Source organism: Aeromonas bestiarum (assembly GCF_028751155.1).
Taxonomy (GTDB): Bacteria; Pseudomonadota; Gammaproteobacteria; order Enterobacterales; family Aeromonadaceae; genus Aeromonas; species Aeromonas bestiarum.
Map to the genome: position 1 here is coordinate 3,830,405 of NZ_CP064746.1, position 18,886 is coordinate 3,849,290.

Genomic DNA, 18,886 nt, shown 5'->3' on the forward strand with positions numbered 1-18,886 from the left:
GCACGATCGAAATTGCTGCCTGTCATATGTGACAGCGCAGCACGAACCGGCAGCAGGATCTGCTGTTTCATATGTTTGGTAGCGAAAACATAACCAAAGGCAGTGAATGACGCTAAAAAAGGGTGGAGAATGACAAGGCCTCGTACAGCCCCCAAGACAGGCCCCTCCATATGGGGATAGCGAACGCAGGCGAGAGACTGAAAGTCCTTGGCGCACAAGGGGTTGATTGGCTACATTGGCTGTTTGGCGGCCCGCACCGGGCCAAGACGCGGCAGGGAGGTAAGGATGTTTTCATGGCAACTGGACGATGAGTTGGCGCTGCTGTTCCTGCAGCCCGACATGGCCAGCGAACTCTTCGGCCTGTGCCGGGAGAACCGCGACTACCTGACCCAATGGCTGCCCTGGCCCCCCTACATACAGCAACCGACCGACAGCGCCACCTTCATCCGTCATGCCATCGAGAAATTTGCCCGTGGCGAGGGGCTGACCACCGCCATCGAGTATCAGGGCGAGGTGGTCGGCGTCATCGGCTACAACCAGATCGATCAGGCGCTGGCCAAGGTCACCATAGGCTACTGGCTGGCGGAACGCTGGCAGGGCAACGGCATCATCACCCGCGCCTGTCAGGCCCTGATCCACCACGCTTTCGAGGAGATGGGGATGGAGAAGGTCGAGATCAGCGCGGCGGTGGAAAACGAGCCCAGCCGGGCTGTGTGCGAGCGACTCGGCATGCAGAAGGAGGGGATCAGCCGGCGGGCCGAACGGCTGGCAGACAGGGTGGTGGATCACGTCCATTACGGCCTGCTGCGCGATGAGTGGCTAAGGCAACGAGATCACTGATGGCCGAGGCCGCCCTGGCCGGCACCATGCCTATGAATCCACAGAGGGAACCTTGATGGCACTACCGCACCTCAGCACGGCCCGTACCCGACTCACCGTATTGCCGCCCGAGCGGGCCGACCTGATGCTGGATTTCTATCTGCGCAATCGCGCTCACCTCACCCCCTGGGAACCCAGCCGGGACGAGAGTTTCTATACCCTGAGCCACTGGCATGGCCGCCTGCGCGACAGCTATGGCCAGTTCTTCAACGGCAGCGCCGTTCATCTGGTGGCGCTCGATCCCCAGGGCGAGCAGGTGATCGCCACCTGCAACTTCACCCACATACTGATGGGCATGTTCAAGGCCTGCCATCTTGGCTATGCCATCGATCAGGCCCATGAAGGCCAGGGCCTGATGCAGGAGGTGGTCGAGGCCGGCATCGAGTACCTGTTTCGGGAGCACGGCCTGCACCGCGTCATGGCAAGCTATATGCCCACCAATCGGCGCAGCGGTGCCCTGCTCGAGCGCCTCGGCTTCGAGCGGGAGGGCCTGGCCCGGGACTATCTGATGATCAATGGCCGCTGGGAGGATCATGTTCTCACCGCCCGGCTCAACCCGGCGGTCTAGGCAAGAAGGGGCTGGCCAACCGCGGGGACCTTGCCCGTCAGGCATAAAAAAACGGGTCCGGAGCTTGGCTCCGGACCCGTCTTCAGCAGAGGTGCAGGCTTAGTTGGCCTTGGCATCGCTCACTGCGGCTTCAACCTTGGAGGCAGCTTTCTCGACGGTTGCAGTCGCTTCGGAAGCAGCCTTCTCTACGGTAGAGGTGGCTTCGCTAGCGGCTTTCTCAACAGTTGCAGCAACGTCGGCGGCCGGAGTAGCAGCCGGAGCGGCGGCTTCTTCTTTCTGACCACAAGCGGTCAACATCAGACCCAGGATACCGGCTACCAGTACTTTGTTCATGTGCATACCCTCAAAAAAATATGGAGAGATGGTTCGTTCAACCATCACAGTGCGTCCTTTCACCCGGTTAGAAACCCATAGGCCGGGAGCCAAGAGGCGCGCGAAATATATCCCCATACGCGCCCAATGAAAACGAGTATCACAATGATATTTTCTCGTTGGCTGGATGAAAAGAACTGCTACAACGACAAACATTAATACAAAACACTCACCATTCAGTCAACCTGTACAATAAAACACCGCGACTGGCGTGATTACTGGCGATAAACGGCGATTATCCCCATTCGGATGGGAGGCGAGGTATGCATCTCAGTCAGACAAGTTCTGACAAGCCAGCCGTTTCCCTTGCTGGTGGCTGTCACGGGCCAGATCCAGCAGCGCCATCACCGCCAGTGCCTCGCTGGCCGGCACCGGATTCTCTCCCTCCCCCTTGATGGCGGCGCAGACGCCGCGATAGTAGGCGCCGTAATCCCCGGCCTCACCGACCACAGTCTGCTGCTGGAGCTGACCATCCCGAATGCGGCTGAGCTGGCCGGGTTCGCTGTCGAGGCCCCAGTCCGCCGCCGGTGGCCGCTTGCCGAGCTTGAGCTGATCTTCCTGCACATCCATGCCGAACTTGATAAACGAGCCTTCACTGCCGTGGATGACGAAACGGGGTATGGTGGCCGACACCAGACAGCTGCCGTGCAATATCACTCTCAACTCGCCATAGCCCAGCACCAGGTGGAAGTAGTCATCCGCCAGAGCACCTGGGCGCTGCTGCGCCAAATCCGCCTGCAGCCAGTCTGGTTGGCCGAACAGTTGCAACGCCTGATCCAGGATGTGAGGACCGAGATCGAACCACAGACCCGAGCCCGGGCCACCCGCCTCGCGCCAGCGCTGGCGCACTTGTGGGCGATAGCGATCGAAGTGGGATTCAAACTGGGCGATCTGCCCCAGGGCACCTTCTGCCAGCAGGCGGCGCACAGTAAGGAAATCCCCGTCCCAGCGCCGGTTGTGAAAGATGCTGAGCAGCCGCTGCTGCTTCCCGGCCAGCTCCACCAGGGACTTCGCCTCGGCCAGATCCAGCGCGAACGGCTTGTCGATCACCACGTGCTTGCCGGCCAGCAGCGCCTGACGGGCGATGGGGGCATGGGTATCGTTCGGCGTGGCGATCACCACCAGATCCACCGAAGGATCGGCCAGTACCTGCTCCAGCGAGCCGACCCGGCAACCGGGCAGTTCGGCCTGCACCTTGGCGGCATCCCGGCTCACTACCCAACCGAGGGAGAGCCCCGGAGTACTGGTCAGGAAGGGGGCGTGAAAGGTCTGGCCTGCGAAGCCATAGCCCACCAGGGCGGCGTTGAGAGTCTGGCTCATCCGGTTTTCTCCACGGGTCTGTCATTAGGGTCAGGCGAGGTATCGCCTGCAAAAGAGAAGGGGGCTCATGGCCCCCTGAGTGTGCCCATCAGAGCACAGGATTTATTGCAAACACAAGCGCCGGCCCTGCCGGGTCAACAGCAGCAACAGGGGCGGCAACAGCAGCCACATATGCAGCGCCAGCTGATTGAGCGGATCCGGCATCAACCAACCTGTGATCCCTACCAGGGCGCCAGAGCCGCTCATCTGGAACAGACCGAGCAGGGCCGCCGCCGTCCCGGCGCAGTGGCCGAAGGGGGCCAGTGCCATGCCGGCTGCCGCCCCCAGCACCATGGCAAAGCCGATGCTGGAGAAGAACACTGGCCCCATCATGGCCAGCGGATGCTCGACGTGCTGCACCAGGGTCAGTGCTATGGCCGACAGCGTGATCACCAGCAGGCCGATACGCAGCGTGCGTCTCGGCCCCACTCTGGCGATGAAGCGGGGCGCCAGGAAACAGGCCAGTATGTTCAGCGCCGCATTGGCGGTGAACCAGTAGCTGAAGCCGCTCATGTCCAGCCCCAGCTTCACCATCAGTTGCACCGGCGCCGCCGTGACATAGGCCAGGATCACCGCCATCGCCAGCATGCAGAGGGAGGCGTTGAACAGGAAGCTCGGGGAGCGCAGCACAGGGCTGTAGCGGGACCAGCTGATGAGCGGGCCGCTGCTGCTGGTCTCCTCCGGGCGGGTCTCCGGCATGCGCCACAGCAGCCAGCTGCCGACGACGACCGCATAACCGGCCATGAACCAGAAGTTGGCAGACCAGCCCGCCTTGGCAGTGAGCCAGCCGCCGAGCAGCGGCGCCAGCGCAGGAATGAAGCAGATGGCGCCGTTCAGGTAGGAGATCATCTGGCCGCTCTTCTTGGGGCCATAGCTGTCACGCACCACAGAGAAGGCGGCGACCGAGGTGGCACAGGCACCGAAGCCTTGCAGCACCCGAGCCAGCATCAGCTCACCCAGGCTGGCGGCAAAACCGGCCGCCAGTGCGCTCAGACCGTAGAGCAGCACGCCGCCCAGAGCGATGGGCTTGCGGCCATAACGGTCGGCGAGCGGCCCTACCAGCAGCTGACCCAGTCCCATGCTGAACAGGAACCAGGTGATGGTGCCCTGCATCAGGGTCACCTCGGCACCGAGCTGCTCGGCCATCTGCGGGATGGCGGGCAGGTAGATGTCGATGGCCAACGGACTGAACAGCACCAGCAGGACAAGCAGAAGAATCAATGGCATCAGTCACCTCAAGCCGTAAGGGAAAATCGATTGGGGCGCGAGTCTACTGACTCACAGTAATGAATTGAAATGGTATTTAATCACTTTGGTTATTCCTATATGGAAACATGTATGTTGTTCGCATCTCCACCGGGGTCACAGAAGTGGCAAGCCAGGGCGGTATTGAGGGCAATTGGCGCTTTTACTCAAGGCGTGCCCCGCATAGAATGCGCAGATTATTTTTGCGGAGGTGCTCGATGAACAAGCTTGTCCTGGCAACAGGTAACCAGAAAAAGGTGAAGGAATTGGCCGCCATGCTGGCCGATATGAAGATCCAGGTGATCCCACAGAGCGAGTTCGCTGTGCCTGATGCCGAAGAGACAGGCACCACCTTCGTCGAGAATGCCATCATCAAGGCCCGCCACGCCGCCCGCATCACGGGTCTGCCCGCCGTCGCCGACGATTCGGGTCTGGAAGTGGATCTGCTGCACGGTCGCCCCGGCGTCTACTCCGCCCGCTTCGCCGGCGAGCATGCCAGCGACAAGGATAACATCGAGAAGCTGCTGGCCGAGCTCAAAGGCGCCCCCGATTACCTCAAGAGCGCCCGCTTCTGGTGCGTGCTGGTCTACATGCGCCACGCCGACGATCCCACCCCCATCATCTGCCAGGCGAGCTGGGAGGGGATGATCATCGACGAACCGCGCGGTCAGCACGGCTTTGGCTATGATCCCGTGTTCTTCGTGCCCGACCATGACTGCACCTCGGCCCAGATGCCGAGCGAGCTGAAAAACCAGCTCAGCCATCGCGGCCAGGCGCTGGCCAAGCTGAAAGCCGCGCTGGCTGCGACTCACTGAGTTCGTAGCCCCTCGCCAATCAAGCATTGTCATCTACAATGGGGGCCGTCAGCCCCCGTTTTTATTTTTGATTATTGGAAGCCCCATGCTGCAACTGCCGCCCCTCTCCCTCTATATCCATGTGCCCTGGTGCGTCCAGAAGTGCCCCTACTGCGACTTCAACTCCCACGCCCAGAAAGGGGAGCTGCCTCACCTCGAGTACGTGGCCGCCCTGCTGGAGGATCTGGAACAGGATCTGAAGTGGGCCCAGGGGCGTCCGCTCTCCTCCATCTTTATCGGTGGTGGCACCCCCAGCCTGTTGACGGTAGAGGCGATGCAAACCTTGCTGGATGGCGTACGGGCCCGTATCGCGCTGACTGCGGATTGCGAGATCACCATGGAGGCCAACCCGGGCACGGTTGAGGCGGACAAGTTCGCCGGCTTCCAGCGGGCTGGCATCAACCGCATCTCCATCGGGGTGCAGAGCTTCCAGCAGGAGAAGTTGACCAGGCTCGGCCGCATCCACGGCCCCGAAGAGGCACGCAAGGCCGCCGAACTGGCCCACGCCATCGCACTGCCCACCTTCAATCTGGATCTGATGCACGGTCTGCCGGATCAGAGCCTGGACGACGCCCTCTATGACCTGCAGCAGGCCATCGACTGCAAGCCGCCGCATCTCTCCTGGTATCAGCTCACCATAGAGCCGAACACGGCCTTTGCCTCCAAGCCGCCCACACTGCCGGAGGATGACACCCTGTGGGACATCTACGAGCAGGGCCACGCCATGCTCACCGCCCAGGGCTATCAGCAGTACGAGATCTCGGCCTATGCCAAAACAGGCTATCAGTGCCGCCACAACCTCAACTACTGGCGTTTCGGCGATTATCTCGGGATCGGCTGCGGCGCCCACGGCAAGATGACGGATCTGGCCTCCGGCCAGATACTGCGCAGCGCCAAGGTGAAACACCCGAAAGGCTATCTGGATCCCGCCCGTCCTTATCTGGACAAGCAGTGGCAGGTGAGCGAGGACGAACTGCCGCTGGAGTACTTCATGAACCGGTTCAGGTTGTTCGAACCGGCCCCCAAGGCGGAGTTCGAGGCTTACACCGGCCTGGGCCTGGAGCGGGTGGAGACCATGCTCGCGATTGCCCAGACCAAGGAGCTGATCGAGGATCTCGGCGACAGCTGGCAGCTGACCTCCCTCGGCCATCGCTATCTGAATGTGCTGCTCGAGCTCTTTATGGATGAATGAGCACCAGCTCACTGTCTTGCTGCAAGACCGGGATCTCGTTTTGCAGACAGAGAAAAACAATCGGGGCGCCATTGGCGCCCCGATTGTTTTTACTTCCTGCCTTCGGCAGAAACCCGCTCAGCAGCAGACGCTCATCATCTGCTGTTGGCCGGGCTCCCACCGCTTGCCGTGCTTGGCCTTGCGCTGATAACTGCCCTTGCCCTTCTTGCTGGGCTCAACCCTTGCCTGGAACAGGGGGGAGGTCACCAATGCCTTGAGGTGATTGTCCTGGATGACCCCGCGCTGATGATCGTGAGCGGGCTCTGTGGTGGCGATGGCCACCTTCTGCTTGGCCATATCGGCTCCTTTGCAATGGCTGACTCTAATAAGCGATTGTTCAACGCCTGGCCGAAGTGGATCCCCAGGTGGCGAAAAACGCGCCGATTGTGCGCCTCCCCGAAGCCCAGTGCAAGCGGGGGTGGCGCAAGGATTCAGGCGGCGGGCGGCAAGGATCCCGGCCGGTAGGCGACCCGCACCAGACCACTCGGCAGCAGAGTGCTGGAGACGGGGTTGAGGCCGCTGGGCAGGGCCCCGGCAAACAGCGGCACCCCGGCCCCCAGGGTGACCGGCACCCAGAACAGGGTCAGCTCGTCGACAAGCCCGGCTTGCAGGCCCTGGCGCACCAGATTGCCGCCGTCCAGATAGAGGTGGCGCGCCCCCTCCTGCCACAGCTCGCTCAGTACCTGCGCCAGGGCTCCCTGCCGGAAAGAGACGTTCACAGCCGGCTCGGCCGGCCTGTGGGTCAGCACCACCACCGGCTTGTCACCGTAGGGCCACTCCGGGAAAGCGCGCACTACATCGAAGGTGTTGCGCCCCATCAGCAGTGCATCCGCGCTCGCCATCAGGGCGTTGTAGCCGGTCTCCTCCGGCGAGTCACCGGAAAAGGGGGTCAGCCAGTCGAGACTGTCCCCCTCCCCGGCGATGAAGCCGTCGAGGGAGAGCGCCAGGAAGGCGGAGATCCGGGGGCGCGGCTTGGTGCTGATAGATTCAGTGCTCATGATCGTGATGCTCGTGGCGGGAGGGGGCTCCGGACTCCAGCGTCTCGAGGATGGCGCAGTGCTCCGCCGAGCGCGGGCCGCCACAGCAGATGTTGGAGAGCTCGCGCAGGTTCTCGCGAAAGCGGGTCAGCTCCATGATCTTCTGCTCCACCTGGGCCAGCTTGGTGTCGGCCACCGCCTTCACCTCCTGACAGGTGACTTTGGCCTTGTTGGTGTCCAGATCCAGCAGCTCACCTATGTCGGCAAGGGAGAAGCCCACCGACTTGGCACGTATGATGAATTCCAGTCGCCGCCTGTCCTGCTCGCCGTAGAGGCGATAGCCGGACTCGTTACGGATCCCGGGCGAGATGAGGCCGTTCTTCTCGTAAAAACGCAAGGTATCCGCCTTTACCCCGCACGCCTTGGCCAATTCCCCGATCCGATACATGCCCTCTCCCCCATTGGATTTGCCGTTCAAAAAACCGGAACCCACTATCGCCCCTTTGCCAATGGATTGCCAGCCAGGGGCAGAAAACGGGCAAGCAAAAGGTGCCGCGGTCACTTTTTTCCATCAAAACACTGAAAAGACAAACGTTTCACAAAAAACCGCCAGAAAACGTTTAACACCGCACCAGACAAGGCTTTGTCACCTTAAAAAATCCACCACGGCTCACATTTTTTGTGTAGAATACGCGCCCACAAGAGAGCGTCGCGTCAAGCGGGCATTTCCTAAAACACGTTTGCCAACAGCAGGTCTTTTTGGCGAGAGTGGTTTGCGAAATCCCCCACTTCCATTTATTTGGGGACTCTCTGTGTTGAGCCTCGTCTCCCATGGAACGGTCCCCGTTATGCTGAGGACGATAGTGTGATGGAACAAGCTCGACCCATTCGCCGTGCACTGCTGAGTGTGTCTGACAAGACTGGCATCCTGGAATTTGCCAAGGCACTCAACGAACGTGGCGTGGCCTTGCTCTCCACCGGCGGCACCGCCAAGCTGCTCGCCGACGCGGGTCTGCCGGTGACCGAGGTCTCCGACTACACGGGTTTCCCCGAGATGATGGATGGCCGGGTCAAGACCCTGCATCCCAAGGTCCACGGCGGCATTCTCGGTCGTCGCGATCAAGATGACGCCATCATGGCCCAGCACGCTATCTCCCCCATCGACATGGTTGTCGTCAACCTCTACCCCTTCGCCGCGACCGTGGCCAAAGCGGGCTGCACCCTGGCCGATGCGGTCGAGAACATCGACATCGGCGGCCCGACCATGGTTCGCTCCGCCGCCAAGAACCACAAAGACGTGGCCATCGTCGTCAAGGCAGCCGACTACGCGCGCGTGATCGCCGAGATGGATGCCAACGGCAACAGCCTGCAGCTTGCTACCCGTTTTGACCTTGCCATCGCCGCCTTCGAGCACACAGCCGCCTATGACGGCATGATCGCCAACTACTTCGGCACCATGGTGCCTAGCTATGGTGACAACAAGGAAGGCGATGCCGAGTCCCGCTTCCCGCGCACCTTCAACAGCCAGTTCATCAAGAAGCAGGACATGCGCTACGGCGAAAACAGCCATCAGGCTGCCGCCTTCTATGCCGAAGAGCAGGCCGCACCGGGCTCAGTCGCAAGTAGCCAACAGCTGCAGGGCAAGGCGCTCTCCTACAACAACATCGCCGATACCGATGCGGCGCTGGAGTGCGTGAAGGAGTTCAACGAGCCGGCCTGCGTCATCGTCAAGCATGCCAACCCCTGTGGCGTGGCCATAGGTGACGACCTGCTGACGGCCTACGACCGCGCCTACCAGACCGACCCCACCTCCGCGTTTGGCGGCATCATCGCCTTCAACCGCGAACTGGATGGGGCTACCGCCGCCGCCATAGTCGCCCGCCAGTTCGTGGAAGTGATCATAGCCCCGAGCGTCAGCCAGGCAGCCCGTGACGCCGTTGCCAGCAAGCAGAACGTGCGCCTGCTCGAGTGCGGCCAGTGGACTGCGCCGGCCCAGGGCTTTGACCTCAAGCGGGTCAACGGTGGCCTGCTGGTGCAGGAGCGCGACCTTGGCATGGTGACCCAGGGCGACCTGAAGGTGGTCAGCAAGCGCCAGCCGACCGAGGCCGAGCTGAAAGACCTGCTGTTCTGCTGGAAAGTGGCCAAGTTCGTCAAATCCAACGCCATCGTCTACGCCAAAGAAGGCCAGACCATAGGGGTCGGCGCCGGCCAGATGAGCCGGGTCTACTCCGCCAAGATCGCCGGCATCAAGGCCGAGGATGAAGGGCTGACGGTGGCGGGCTCCGTCATGGCCTCCGATGCCTTCTTCCCGTTCCGCGATGGCATAGATGCCGCCGCGGCCGCCGGCATCGCCTGCGTCATCCAGCCGGGTGGCTCGATGCGCGATCAGGAGGTGATCGACGCCGCCGACGAACACGGCATGACAATGGTGTTCACCAACATGCGCCATTTCCGTCACTGATGGGTCAGGGTCGCCGCCGGCGGCCCTTTTGTTGTCTCTTTTCCACTGACTATTTTCAACCGGCGACGCGCCATCTGCGGGCCGAGCCGGTTACCACGAATAGAAGCGAGCGATACGATGAAAGTACTGATCATTGGCAACGGCGGTCGTGAACACGCCCTGGCCTGGAAGGCCAAACACTCCCCACTGGTACACCACGTCTTCGTGGCACCGGGCAATGCGGGCACCCAGCTGGAGCCGGGCGTCGAGAACGTCGCCATCGAGGCGACCGACATCGAGGGACTGCTGGCCTTCGCCAGGGAAAAACAGATAGGCCTCACCATAGTCGGGCCGGAAGCGCCGCTGGTGAAAGGGGTGGTCGATGCCTTCCGCGCCGCCGGTCAGCCCATCTTCGGCCCGACCGCCGCCGCCGCCCAGCTGGAAGGCTCCAAGGCCTTCACCAAGGATTTCCTGGCCCGTCACGCCATTCCGACCGCCGACTACCAGAACTTCACCGAGGTGGAGCCGGCACTGGCCTACCTGCGTGAGAAGGGCGCCCCCATCGTCATCAAGGCCGATGGTCTGGCGGCGGGCAAGGGCGTGATCGTCGCCATGACCCTCGCCGAGGCGGAGGAAGCGGTGCGCGACATGCTCTCCGGCAATGCGTTCGGGGAAGCGGGTGCCCGGGTGGTGATCGAAGAGTTTCTGGACGGGGAAGAGGCGAGCTTCATCGTCATGGTGGATGGCGAGCACGTGCTGCCCATGGCCACCAGTCAGGATCACAAGCGAGTCGGCGATGGCGACACAGGCCCCAACACAGGTGGCATGGGAGCTTATTCCCCGGCCCCCGTGGTGACGGCGGACGTGCACCAGAAGGTGATGGAGCAGGTGATCATGCCGACCGTGCGTGGCATGGCGGCCGAAGGCAATGTCTACACCGGCTTCCTCTACGCCGGCCTGATGATAGATGGCCAGGGCAACCCCAAGGTGATCGAGTTCAACTGCCGCTTCGGCGACCCGGAAACCCAGCCCATCATGCTGCGGATGCAATCCGATCTGGTGGAACTCTGCCTGGCCGCCTGCGCCGGCAAGCTGGATCAGAAGGAGGCCATCTATGACCCCCGCGCCGCCATCGGCGTGGTGCTGGCAGCGGGCGGTTATCCTGGCGACTACAGCAGCAATCGCCCCATCAGCGGGCTGCCGGTGGATGAAGTGGCCGGCGAGAAGGTATTCCATGCCGGCACCCGGCTGGAAGGGGATACCAGCCTGACCCAGGGTGGCCGCGTGCTGTGCGCCACCGCCCTCGGCCATACCGTCGCCGAAGCCCAGCAGCGGGCCTATCAGCTGGCGGCTCGCATCAAGTGGGACGGCCTCTTCTACCGCAAGGACATCGGCTGGCGTGCCATCGAGCGCGAGCAGGAGCAGGAGCAGTAATTTCCACCTGTGACACACAGATTATCATCAGGGCCTGCGGGCCCTTTTTCATATGGTGCGACCGGCTGGATTTGTTAACGGCTCTCACCCTTGCCCCAGGGGGCTCCCTCGCCACCGCCCTCATATTTTCCCCTCTGGCGTTACCATTTGTGACAAAAAACAGCAATTTTCACAAACAGTTCACGGTGGCTCATGGCATCATGCCTGACATGAACGCCAAACAAGGGTTCATAAGAAACCAATCTAAATTGATAAGCATGTCGTTAAATAAGGAAATCCCATGTTGAAAACTGTTCGCCCCCTGTTGCTGCCCCTGATGTTTGGCCTGATGACCCTGCCCGCCATGGCCGGCGAGCTGGAACAACCGATGAAGAAGATCGGCTTCAACTACAAGCAGGCCGTCAAGGCCGGCGACGCAGCCTCCATGGAGAAACACATCAACGAGATGAAGGCTCAGCTCGACGTCGCCAAGCAGAAGAACATGCCGGCCGCCAAGAAAGAGAAGTTTCTGGAAGGCATGAACGAGGTGCAGACCGAGCTGGATGCCAGCCTGGCAGCCCTCAAGGCGGGTGACGAAGCCAAGGCGCGCGAGCACCTGGCCAAGGTCAATGACCTGAAGAAGGAGTACCACAAATATGCCAAGCAAAAAGGCTGAGCCCTTTCACTGGGATAGTCTGGTCCGCCTCACCCACTGGGGTGTGGCGGCCGCCTGTATCGGCAACCTCTGGCTCAACGAGGCCGGGGAAGAGTGGCACGAATGGCTGGGGTATGCCGCCATGGCACTGATCAGCCTGCGCCTGGTGTGGGGGCTCTCTTTCGCCAGGGGCCATGCCCGGCTGCGAGCCCTGATCCCGAGCCGGGCAGATTTTAGCCAGCAGGCCGTGGAGTTGCGTGAACGCACCCCGGCGACCCCAGGCCATCACGGCAGCGGCAAGCTGGCGGTATGGGCGCTCTGGCTGACCGTACTGGCCACCGCCGGTAGCGGCTGGTTCCAGAACACAGAGCTGGGTTTCGAACTGGGGGCCGACGACTGGCACCTCTGGTGTACCTGGGTGCTGCAAGGGCTGATCGCGCTGCACCTGACGGCCCTCGCATTCACCTCCTGGCGCCAGCGTAGCAATCTGGTGGCGCGCATGTTGCCTGCGGTGCGCGGCGCACGCCCGCAGCAAGCGCCGGCGCGTCAGGACCAGCACTCCTGACATGTCAGTCAGACAGACCCGCGCGCCCCTGGCCGGGTCTGTCCCTTGTCGACTCGCCATTGCCCTCTATTCCGCCGATCTGGATCGATGCTGGTAAATAGCCAGAAACAAAAAGGCCGCTCATGATGAGCGGCCTTTTTACGGAATTTGGTGGCCCCTGCCCGACTTGAACGGGCGACCAATCGATTATGAGTCGACTGCTCTAACCAACTGAGCTAAGGGGCCAGATTGTTGGTTTTGCGGCGTGGATTATAGGGGATGTAGAGAAGCCAGTCTATAGGTAGATCAACCACTTGGCGACATTTTGTCCACTTTCCTGCCAATATTCCTGCCAACCCGCTCACGTCCCGTAAAGTCCGGATAAAACAAAGCCCCGCATGGCGGGGCTTTTGAGACGACGGCTCTGGCACATACCCGGGACTATTCGTCCAGGAAGCTGCGCAGCACTTCCGAGCGGCTCGGGTGGCGCAATTTGCGCAGTGCCTTGGCTTCGATCTGACGAATACGCTCACGGGTGACGTCGAACTGCTTGCCCACTTCCTCGAGGGTGTGGTCAGTGTTCATGTCGATCCCGAAACGCATCCGCAGCACCTTGGCTTCGCGGGCGGTCAGACCGGCCAGCACTTCGCGGGTCGCGTTGCGCAGGCTTTCACTGGTCGCCGCATCCGCCGGCAAAGCGAGCGTGGTATCTTCGATGAAGTCGCCCAAGTGGGAGTCTTCATCATCGCCGATGGGCGTCTCCATAGAGATGGGCTCCTTGGCGATCTTCAATACCTTGCGGATCTTGTCTTCCGGCATGCCCATGCGCATGGCCAGCTCTTCCGGGTTCGGTTCACGACCCATCTCCTGCAGCATTTGACGGGAGATACGGTTGAGCTTGTTGATGGTCTCGATCATGTGTACCGGGATACGGATGGTACGGGCCTGATCCGCGATGGAGCGGGTTATGGCCTGACGGATCCACCAGGTAGCGTAAGTCGAGAACTTGTAACCACGACGGTATTCAAACTTGTCTACCGCCTTCATCAGACCTATGTTGCCCTCCTGGATCAGATCCAGGAATTGCAGACCACGGTTGGTGTACTTCTTCGCGATAGAGATAACCAGACGCAAGTTGGCCTCAACCATCTCTTTCTTCGCACGGCGGGCCTTGGCCTCACCTATGCTCATGCGGCGGTTGATATCCTTGATCTGGGCAATGGAGAGACCAGTCTCTTCTTCGATCTGCTGCAACTTGCCGATGGAACGCAGCACTTCTTCGTCCATCTCGACCAGACGCGGAGACCAGGCTTTGCCAGCCTGTTTCTGGTATTCAAACCAGGCAGTTTCACACTCGTTGTTGGTGAAGGCCGCGACGAAGGTTTTCTTCGGCATCTTGGCCTGCTCAACGCAGAGTTTCATGATGATGCGTTCCTGTACGCGGACCCGCTCCATCATCTCGCGCATGTTGTTGACCAGGCGATCGAACTGCTTGGGCATCAGGCGGAATTGACGGAACACATCGGCCAGCAGGGCAATCGCAGCCTGGGTATCTTCGTGCGCGCGGCCATTCTTCTGGATGGAGAGGCGCGTTACCTCATACTGGGCACGCAGCTCGCCAAACTTTTCGCGAGCGACTTCCGGGTCCGGACCACCGTCACCATCGTCGTCCGAGCTTTCGCCGTCTTCGTCTTCATCTTCGTCTTCATCTTCGTCTTCGTCGGCCAGATCGTCTTCGCCGAGTTCAGAACCGATGTGAGTCGCGGTCGGCGCGACGTCATCGGTCTCGTTGGGATCGATGAAACCCGAGATGATGTCGGACAGACGAAGCTGTTCGGCTTCGTATTTATCATACTGCTCAAGCAGATAGGTAATCGCTTCCGGGTACTCGGCAACGGAGCTTTGTACCTGGTTGATACCGTCTTCGATTCGCTTGGCGATGTCGATTTCGCCTTCGCGGGTCAGCAGTTCGACGGTACCCATTTCCCGCATGTACATGCGGACGGGATCGGTCGTACGACCAATCTCAGATTCAACAGATGCCAGTGCCTGGGCAGCTGCTTCGGCAGCGTCCTCATCGGCGGTGCCACCTTCAGCCATGATAAGGTCATCGGCATCCGGGGCGTTTTCAACCACCTGAATACCCATATCGTTGATCATCTGGATGATGTCTTCGATCTGGTCAGAGTCGACAATGTCTTGCGGGAGGTGATCGTTCACCTCGGCATAGGTCAGGTAGCCCTGTTCTTTACCTTTGGCAACGAGGAGTTTAAGCTGAGACTGCGGGGTTTGCTCCATAGAACTCATCCGGTTGGTGTTGCTAGGTTGCGCGTACAGTGCGCTGCTGCGCAAATAGCCAATTCTAATAGAAAACCGCCAGACATGCTATGTCTGGTTGCGGCGTCGGTCATGAGAAACCCCTGCCCGCAGTATTGTCGGGGCCAGGCGGTTATAAAATTTTTGCTTTTAATCCCGTCGATTCGGGCAACGGTATTCATATTGGGACTAATCACTCAAATATCAAGCCCCACTCTCATTTCTTTTCTCAATCTGTACCTCTCTGATCAGCATCATCAGCTCCTGCGTTTCCTCAGAGCTTAGCCCTTCCTGAGCCACCTTGGCCTGCAGTTCTTCAATTCGTTGCTTCAGAAACTGGTTGATGAAACCGACAAAGGTATCCTGCAGCTCTCCCAGAATATCCGGCTCTTGGTCGAGCTTGATCTCTTCAAACAAGTCGTGCATCGCCAGCTGGGCGAGGATCTCGCCCTCTTTGGTGCCGCGCCAGTGCTCCAGCAAGATGCCAGTGGTGATCCCGGGCTGGGCCAGGATCTGCTGATGCAGCTGCAACAGGAACTTGATTCCTTGTACCCGCAGCCCGGCCAGCTCAGGCATGGCCGGCAGCTCGGCCGTCACCGCCGGATATTGCACCATCAGAGCCAGTGCCCGACGCAACGGCGTCAGCTTGGCAGCTTTGGGTTTGGTGAGTTCGGCCTTGGGCTGGCTATTGCGGGCGAACAATTCGGCAATACGCTGCTTGTTCTCACCCCAGCGCATCATGCTGGAGAGACGGGTGATCAGCCCCTCACGGGTAAACCCCTCCGGTACCCGGCGGATCAGTTCGGCAGCCTTGTTGGCCACCTCGAACTTGCCCGCCTCACCGGACAGTGCCGCATCCCGCCCCAGACGCTCGAACATGAAGTCGGCGAAAGGCTGTGCCTGATCAAGCAGGGCCTCGAAACCCTCCCTGCCAATCTGGCGGACCAGCGAATCGGGATCCTCACCATCGGGCAGGAATACGAACTTGAGTTCACGCCCATCCTGCAGATGAGAGAGGGCATTATCCAGCGCCCGCCAGGCCGCCTCACGGCCGGCCTTGTCACCGTCATAGCAGCAGACCACCTCAGCCGTGGTACGAAACAGGGTGTGAATATGGTCAGTGGTGGTGGCAGTACCCAGTGCAGCCACCGCATAATCGATGTCGTACTGACCGAGCGCCACCACGTCCATGTAGCCCTCCACCACCAGGATCCGGCGAGGATCCTTGTGGGCCTGCTTCACCTCGTAGAGGCCGAACAGCTCCCGCCCCTTGTGGAAGATGGGGGTTTCCGGCGAGTTGAGGTACTTGGGCGTCCCCTCTCCCAGCACCCGGCCACCGAAACCTATGACCCGGCCTCGCTTGTCCCGGATCGGGAACATGATGCGATCGCGAAAGCGATCATAGCTGCCGGGACCGCTGTCACGCGTGATCAGCATGCCGCCCGAGATGAGCAGTTGCTCGTGATCCCGGCTGGCGCCAAAGCGGCGTCTCACCTGATCCCAGTCCGCGGGGGCATAACCGATATTGAAACGCTTGACCACTTCACCAGTCAGACCGCGCCCCTTCAAGTATTCCACCGCCTGGGGTGCACTCTTGAGATTGCTCTCGTAGAAGCGTGCGATCTGGTTCATCAGCTCATAGAGATCCTTGCTGACGGCCGGTTGGCTATTGGTCGAGCCGCCAATGCTCTGCTCGCGAGGCACCTGCATGCCCTGCATGCTGGCGAGCTCTTCGATGGCATCGGGGAATTCGAGACCGTCGTACTCCATGACAAAGCCGATGGCATTGCCGTGAGCGCCACAACCGAAGCAGTGATAGAACTGTTTCTCCTGGCTGACGGTAAAAGAAGGACTTTTTTCGTTATGAAAAGGGCAGCAAGCCTGGTAGTTCTTACCGGCTTTTTTCAGCCGCACTCGCGAGTCGATCAGCTCGACTATGTCTGTGCGTACGAGCAGATCATCGATAAAGGATTGTGGGATCCTGCCTGCCATAACCGTCCTGTTTCACTGCGTAGAAAATAAAAAAGCCGCGCATTCCCAGGGAAGCACGGCTTCTTCGACCAAACAAGAGAGTTGCCTGTTACGCCAAGCGGGTTTTCACCTGAGCACTGACGGCGCCGACATCGGCACGCCCCTGAATTTTCGGCTTCAAGACAGCCATGACCTTGCCCATATCAGCCATGACGGCAGCACCACTTTCAGCGATGGCTTGCTCAATCAGTGCGGCAATTTCGTCTGCGGTCAGCTGTTGTGGCAGGAATTCCTGCAGCACAACGATCTCTGCGGACTCTTTGTCGGCGAGATCCTGGCGACCGGCAGCTTCAAATTGGCTGATGGAATCGCGGCGCTGTTTGACCATTTTGGTCACGACAGCGAGGATATCCTCATCATTGAGCTCGATACGGGAATCAACTTCACGTTGCTTGATTTCTGCCATCAACAAACGGATCGCTCCCAAGCGAGCCTTATCTCTGGCAAGCATGGCGAGTTTTTGTTGATCCTTGAGTTGATCCTTCAGAGACACGGCATTATCTCCCGATTAGTACAGGCGGATACGACGTGCGTTTTCGCGAGACAGCTTCTTGGCGTGACGCTTTACAGCAGACGCTTTGGCGCGCTTACGAATGGTAGTCGGCTTCTCGTAGAACTCACGGCTACGAACTTCAGACAGGATACCGGCCTTTTCGCAAGAACGCTTGAAGCGACGCAGAGCAACGTCAAACGGCTCATTTTCACGGACTTTGATTACTGGCATGTGCCTTTCACCTCAGTGATATATTGTTAGCTGACCATCAGTCGATCAGCATGTCTTAAAATGGTGCGAAATTATACTCTGGACAGGGAATGAAAGTAAACCCGCAGAGATCGCTCTGGTTTAAAAAACCCGCGAAGGTTACCATAGCCGTCTCATTTTAGCAGTGAAATTTTTTAGCAATGCGTGTATTGGGCATAGAGACATCCTGTGACGAAACCGGGATCGCGATCTTCGACGATCAAAAAGGGATCCTTTCCCATCAGTTATACAGCCAGGTCAAGCTGCATGCGGACTACGGTGGCGTCGTCCCCGAGCTCGCCAGCCGGGATCATGTTCGCAAGACGATCCCCTTGATCCAGGCCGCATTGCAAGAGGCGGGACTGGATAAAGATGACATAGACGGCATCGCCTATACCGCGGGTCCAGGGCTGGTTGGCGCCATTCTGGTAGGGGCCACCATAGGCCGCTCGCTGGCCATGGCGTGGAACAAACCGGCCATCGCCGTGCATCATATGGAAGGCCACCTGCTGGCTCCCATGCTGGAAGAGAGAGCACCCGAGTTCCCCTTCGTGGCGCTACTGGTCTCCGGCGGTCACTCCATGCTGGTGCGGGTCGACGGTATCGGCAGTTATCAGCTGCTGGGTGAGTCGATCGATGATGCCGCCGGTGAGGCGTTTGACAAGACCGCCAAGTTGATGGGGCTGGACTACCCGGGTGGCCCCCTGCTCTCCCGGCTGGCCGAGAAGGGCGCCAGCGGTCGCTTCCACTTTCCCCGCCCCATGACGGACAGGCCCGGACTCGACATGAGTTTCTCCGGCCTCAAGACCTTTGCTGCCAACACCATTGCCGCCAACGGCGACGATGAGCAGACCCGCGCCGATATCGCCCGTGCGTTTGAAGATGCAGTGGTCGATACCCTGGCTATCAAGTGTCGCCGTGCCTTGAAGGAGACCGGCCTCACACGGCTGGTGGTCGCCGGTGGCGTCAGCGCCAACCGTCACCTGCGTGCCCAGCTGGCCGAGCTGATGGAGAGCCTCAAAGGCGAGGTGTTCTATCCGCGCACCGAATATTGCACCGATAACGGTGCCATGATCGCCTATGCCGGCATGCAGCGCCTCAAAGCCGGTGTATTCGAGCCACTGGCGGTCAAGGCGGTGCCGCGCTGGCCGCTGGACACCTTGGATCCGGTGTGATCCTGCGGATCCGGTTGCAATGAAAAAGGGGCTCATGGCCCCTTTTTTGTTGTTGTCAGCCGCGCCAATGCGGCCTGATTGGTAC

19 protein-coding genes and 1 tRNA gene are annotated in these 18,886 nt (G+C 60.2%); 9 read left to right on the top strand and 11 right to left on the bottom strand.

The annotated features are described in order from the left end of the window. Positions 1-285: 285 nt before the first annotated feature. Complete coding sequence (locus IU367_RS17595; RefSeq protein WP_274452581.1) at positions 286-840, top strand: GNAT family N-acetyltransferase; 555 nt, start codon at positions 286-288, stop codon at positions 838-840. Between the two features lie 55 nt (positions 841-895). Further along, complete coding sequence (locus IU367_RS17600; protein WP_098980682.1) at positions 896-1,447, top strand: GNAT family N-acetyltransferase; 552 nt, start codon at positions 896-898, stop codon at positions 1,445-1,447. Between the two features lie 99 nt (positions 1,448-1,546). Here the strand turns inward: IU367_RS17600 and IU367_RS17605 are convergent, their stop codons facing one another. The 3 genes from IU367_RS17605 to IU367_RS17615 all read right to left on the bottom strand — a co-directional run bounded on the left by IU367_RS17605 (position 1,547) and on the right by IU367_RS17615 (position 4,405). Beyond that, positions 1,547-1,780 carry a hypothetical protein gene (locus IU367_RS17605; RefSeq protein ID WP_043142271.1) on the bottom strand — a complete coding sequence of 78 codons (234 nt, stop codon included), beginning with the start codon at positions 1,778-1,780 and terminating at the stop codon, positions 1,547-1,549. A 309-nt stretch (positions 1,781-2,089) separates the two neighbouring features. Further along, positions 2,090-3,139, bottom strand: a complete 1,050-nt coding sequence (locus IU367_RS17610; protein WP_274452582.1) for an oxidoreductase — start codon at positions 3,137-3,139, stop codon at positions 2,090-2,092. A 102-nt stretch (positions 3,140-3,241) separates the two neighbouring features. Further along, entirely contained in the window at positions 3,242-4,405 is a 1,164-nt protein-coding gene (locus IU367_RS17615; RefSeq protein WP_181003709.1) for a multidrug effflux MFS transporter, read from the bottom strand. Positions 4,406-4,641: 236 nt separating this feature from the next. Here IU367_RS17615 and IU367_RS17620 point away from each other — a divergent pair, with 236 nt between their 5' ends. Next, positions 4,642-5,238: an XTP/dITP diphosphatase gene (locus tag IU367_RS17620; protein WP_098980684.1), complete on the top strand. Its 597-nt coding sequence runs from the start codon at positions 4,642-4,644 to the stop codon at positions 5,236-5,238. A gap of 85 nt (positions 5,239-5,323) precedes the next feature. After that, entirely contained in the window at positions 5,324-6,469 is a 1,146-nt protein-coding gene (gene hemW / locus IU367_RS17625; protein ID WP_274452583.1) for a radical SAM family heme chaperone HemW, read from the top strand. Between the two features lie 117 nt (positions 6,470-6,586). Here hemW and IU367_RS17630 read toward each other — a convergent pair whose 3' ends face one another. The 3 genes from IU367_RS17630 to zntR form a co-directional block, all read right to left on the bottom strand. Then, positions 6,587-6,805, bottom strand: a complete 219-nt coding sequence (locus IU367_RS17630; protein ID WP_043554937.1) for an alternative ribosome-rescue factor A — start codon at positions 6,803-6,805, stop codon at positions 6,587-6,589. 134 nt (positions 6,806-6,939) lie between these two features. Continuing rightward, positions 6,940-7,506, bottom strand: coding sequence for a dihydrofolate reductase family protein (locus IU367_RS17635; RefSeq protein WP_274452584.1), 567 nt, complete (start codon positions 7,504-7,506; stop codon positions 6,940-6,942). Further along, on the bottom strand, positions 7,496-7,933 hold the full coding sequence (gene zntR / locus IU367_RS17640) for a Zn(2+)-responsive transcriptional regulator (protein ID WP_043142084.1): 438 nt from the start codon (positions 7,931-7,933) through the stop codon (positions 7,496-7,498). Before zntR ends, IU367_RS17635 begins: the two co-directional genes overlap by 11 nt. 420 nt (positions 7,934-8,353) lie before the next feature. Between zntR and purH the strand changes: the two genes are divergently transcribed. From purH to IU367_RS17660, 4 genes are all read left to right on the top strand, one after another. Next, on the top strand, positions 8,354-9,946 hold the full coding sequence (purH, locus tag IU367_RS17645) for a bifunctional phosphoribosylaminoimidazolecarboxamide formyltransferase/IMP cyclohydrolase (protein ID WP_241280526.1): 1,593 nt from the start codon (positions 8,354-8,356) through the stop codon (positions 9,944-9,946). Between the two features lie 117 nt (positions 9,947-10,063). Further along, positions 10,064-11,359: a phosphoribosylamine--glycine ligase gene (gene purD, locus IU367_RS17650; protein WP_274452585.1), complete on the top strand. Its 1,296-nt coding sequence runs from the start codon at positions 10,064-10,066 to the stop codon at positions 11,357-11,359. Positions 11,360-11,639: 280 nt separating this feature from the next. Then, positions 11,640-12,014: a cytochrome b562 gene (locus IU367_RS17655; RefSeq protein WP_043142093.1), complete on the top strand. Its 375-nt coding sequence runs from the start codon at positions 11,640-11,642 to the stop codon at positions 12,012-12,014. Further along, positions 11,995-12,558 (top strand): cytochrome b/b6 domain-containing protein, encoded by a 564-nt coding sequence (locus IU367_RS17660; protein ID WP_274452586.1) that lies wholly within the window; start codon positions 11,995-11,997, stop codon positions 12,556-12,558. Before IU367_RS17655 ends, IU367_RS17660 begins: the two co-directional genes overlap by 20 nt. Positions 12,559-12,706: 148 nt before the next feature. Here IU367_RS17660 and IU367_RS17665 read toward each other — a convergent pair. From IU367_RS17665 to rpsU, 5 genes are all read right to left on the bottom strand, one after another. After that, a tRNA-Ile gene (locus IU367_RS17665) sits at positions 12,707-12,783 on the bottom strand. Between the two features lie 195 nt (positions 12,784-12,978). Further along, positions 12,979-14,874, bottom strand: a complete 1,896-nt coding sequence (gene rpoD, locus IU367_RS17670; RefSeq protein ID WP_290019324.1) for an RNA polymerase sigma factor RpoD — start codon at positions 14,872-14,874, stop codon at positions 12,979-12,981. Positions 14,875-15,057: 183 nt separating this feature from the next. Further along, positions 15,058-16,845 (bottom strand): DNA primase, encoded by a 1,788-nt coding sequence (dnaG, locus tag IU367_RS17675; protein ID WP_043142101.1) that lies wholly within the window; start codon positions 16,843-16,845, stop codon positions 15,058-15,060. Between the two features lie 88 nt (positions 16,846-16,933). Continuing rightward, positions 16,934-17,377 carry a GatB/YqeY domain-containing protein gene (locus tag IU367_RS17680; RefSeq protein ID WP_043554942.1) on the bottom strand — a complete coding sequence of 148 codons (444 nt, stop codon included), beginning with the start codon at positions 17,375-17,377 and terminating at the stop codon, positions 16,934-16,936. A 15-nt stretch (positions 17,378-17,392) separates the two neighbouring features. Further along, positions 17,393-17,608, bottom strand: a complete 216-nt coding sequence (gene rpsU, locus IU367_RS17685) for a 30S ribosomal protein S21 (protein ID WP_005309452.1) — start codon at positions 17,606-17,608, stop codon at positions 17,393-17,395. A 179-nt stretch (positions 17,609-17,787) separates the two neighbouring features. On the opposite strand from rpsU, the gene tsaD reads away from it, so the two are divergent. Beyond that, the gene (tsaD, locus tag IU367_RS17690) at positions 17,788-18,801 is read left to right on the top strand and encodes a tRNA (adenosine(37)-N6)-threonylcarbamoyltransferase complex transferase subunit TsaD (protein WP_043142105.1); all 1,014 of its coding nucleotides are present in this window, start codon (positions 17,788-17,790) and stop codon (positions 18,799-18,801) included. Positions 18,802-18,886 lie beyond the last annotated feature (85 nt).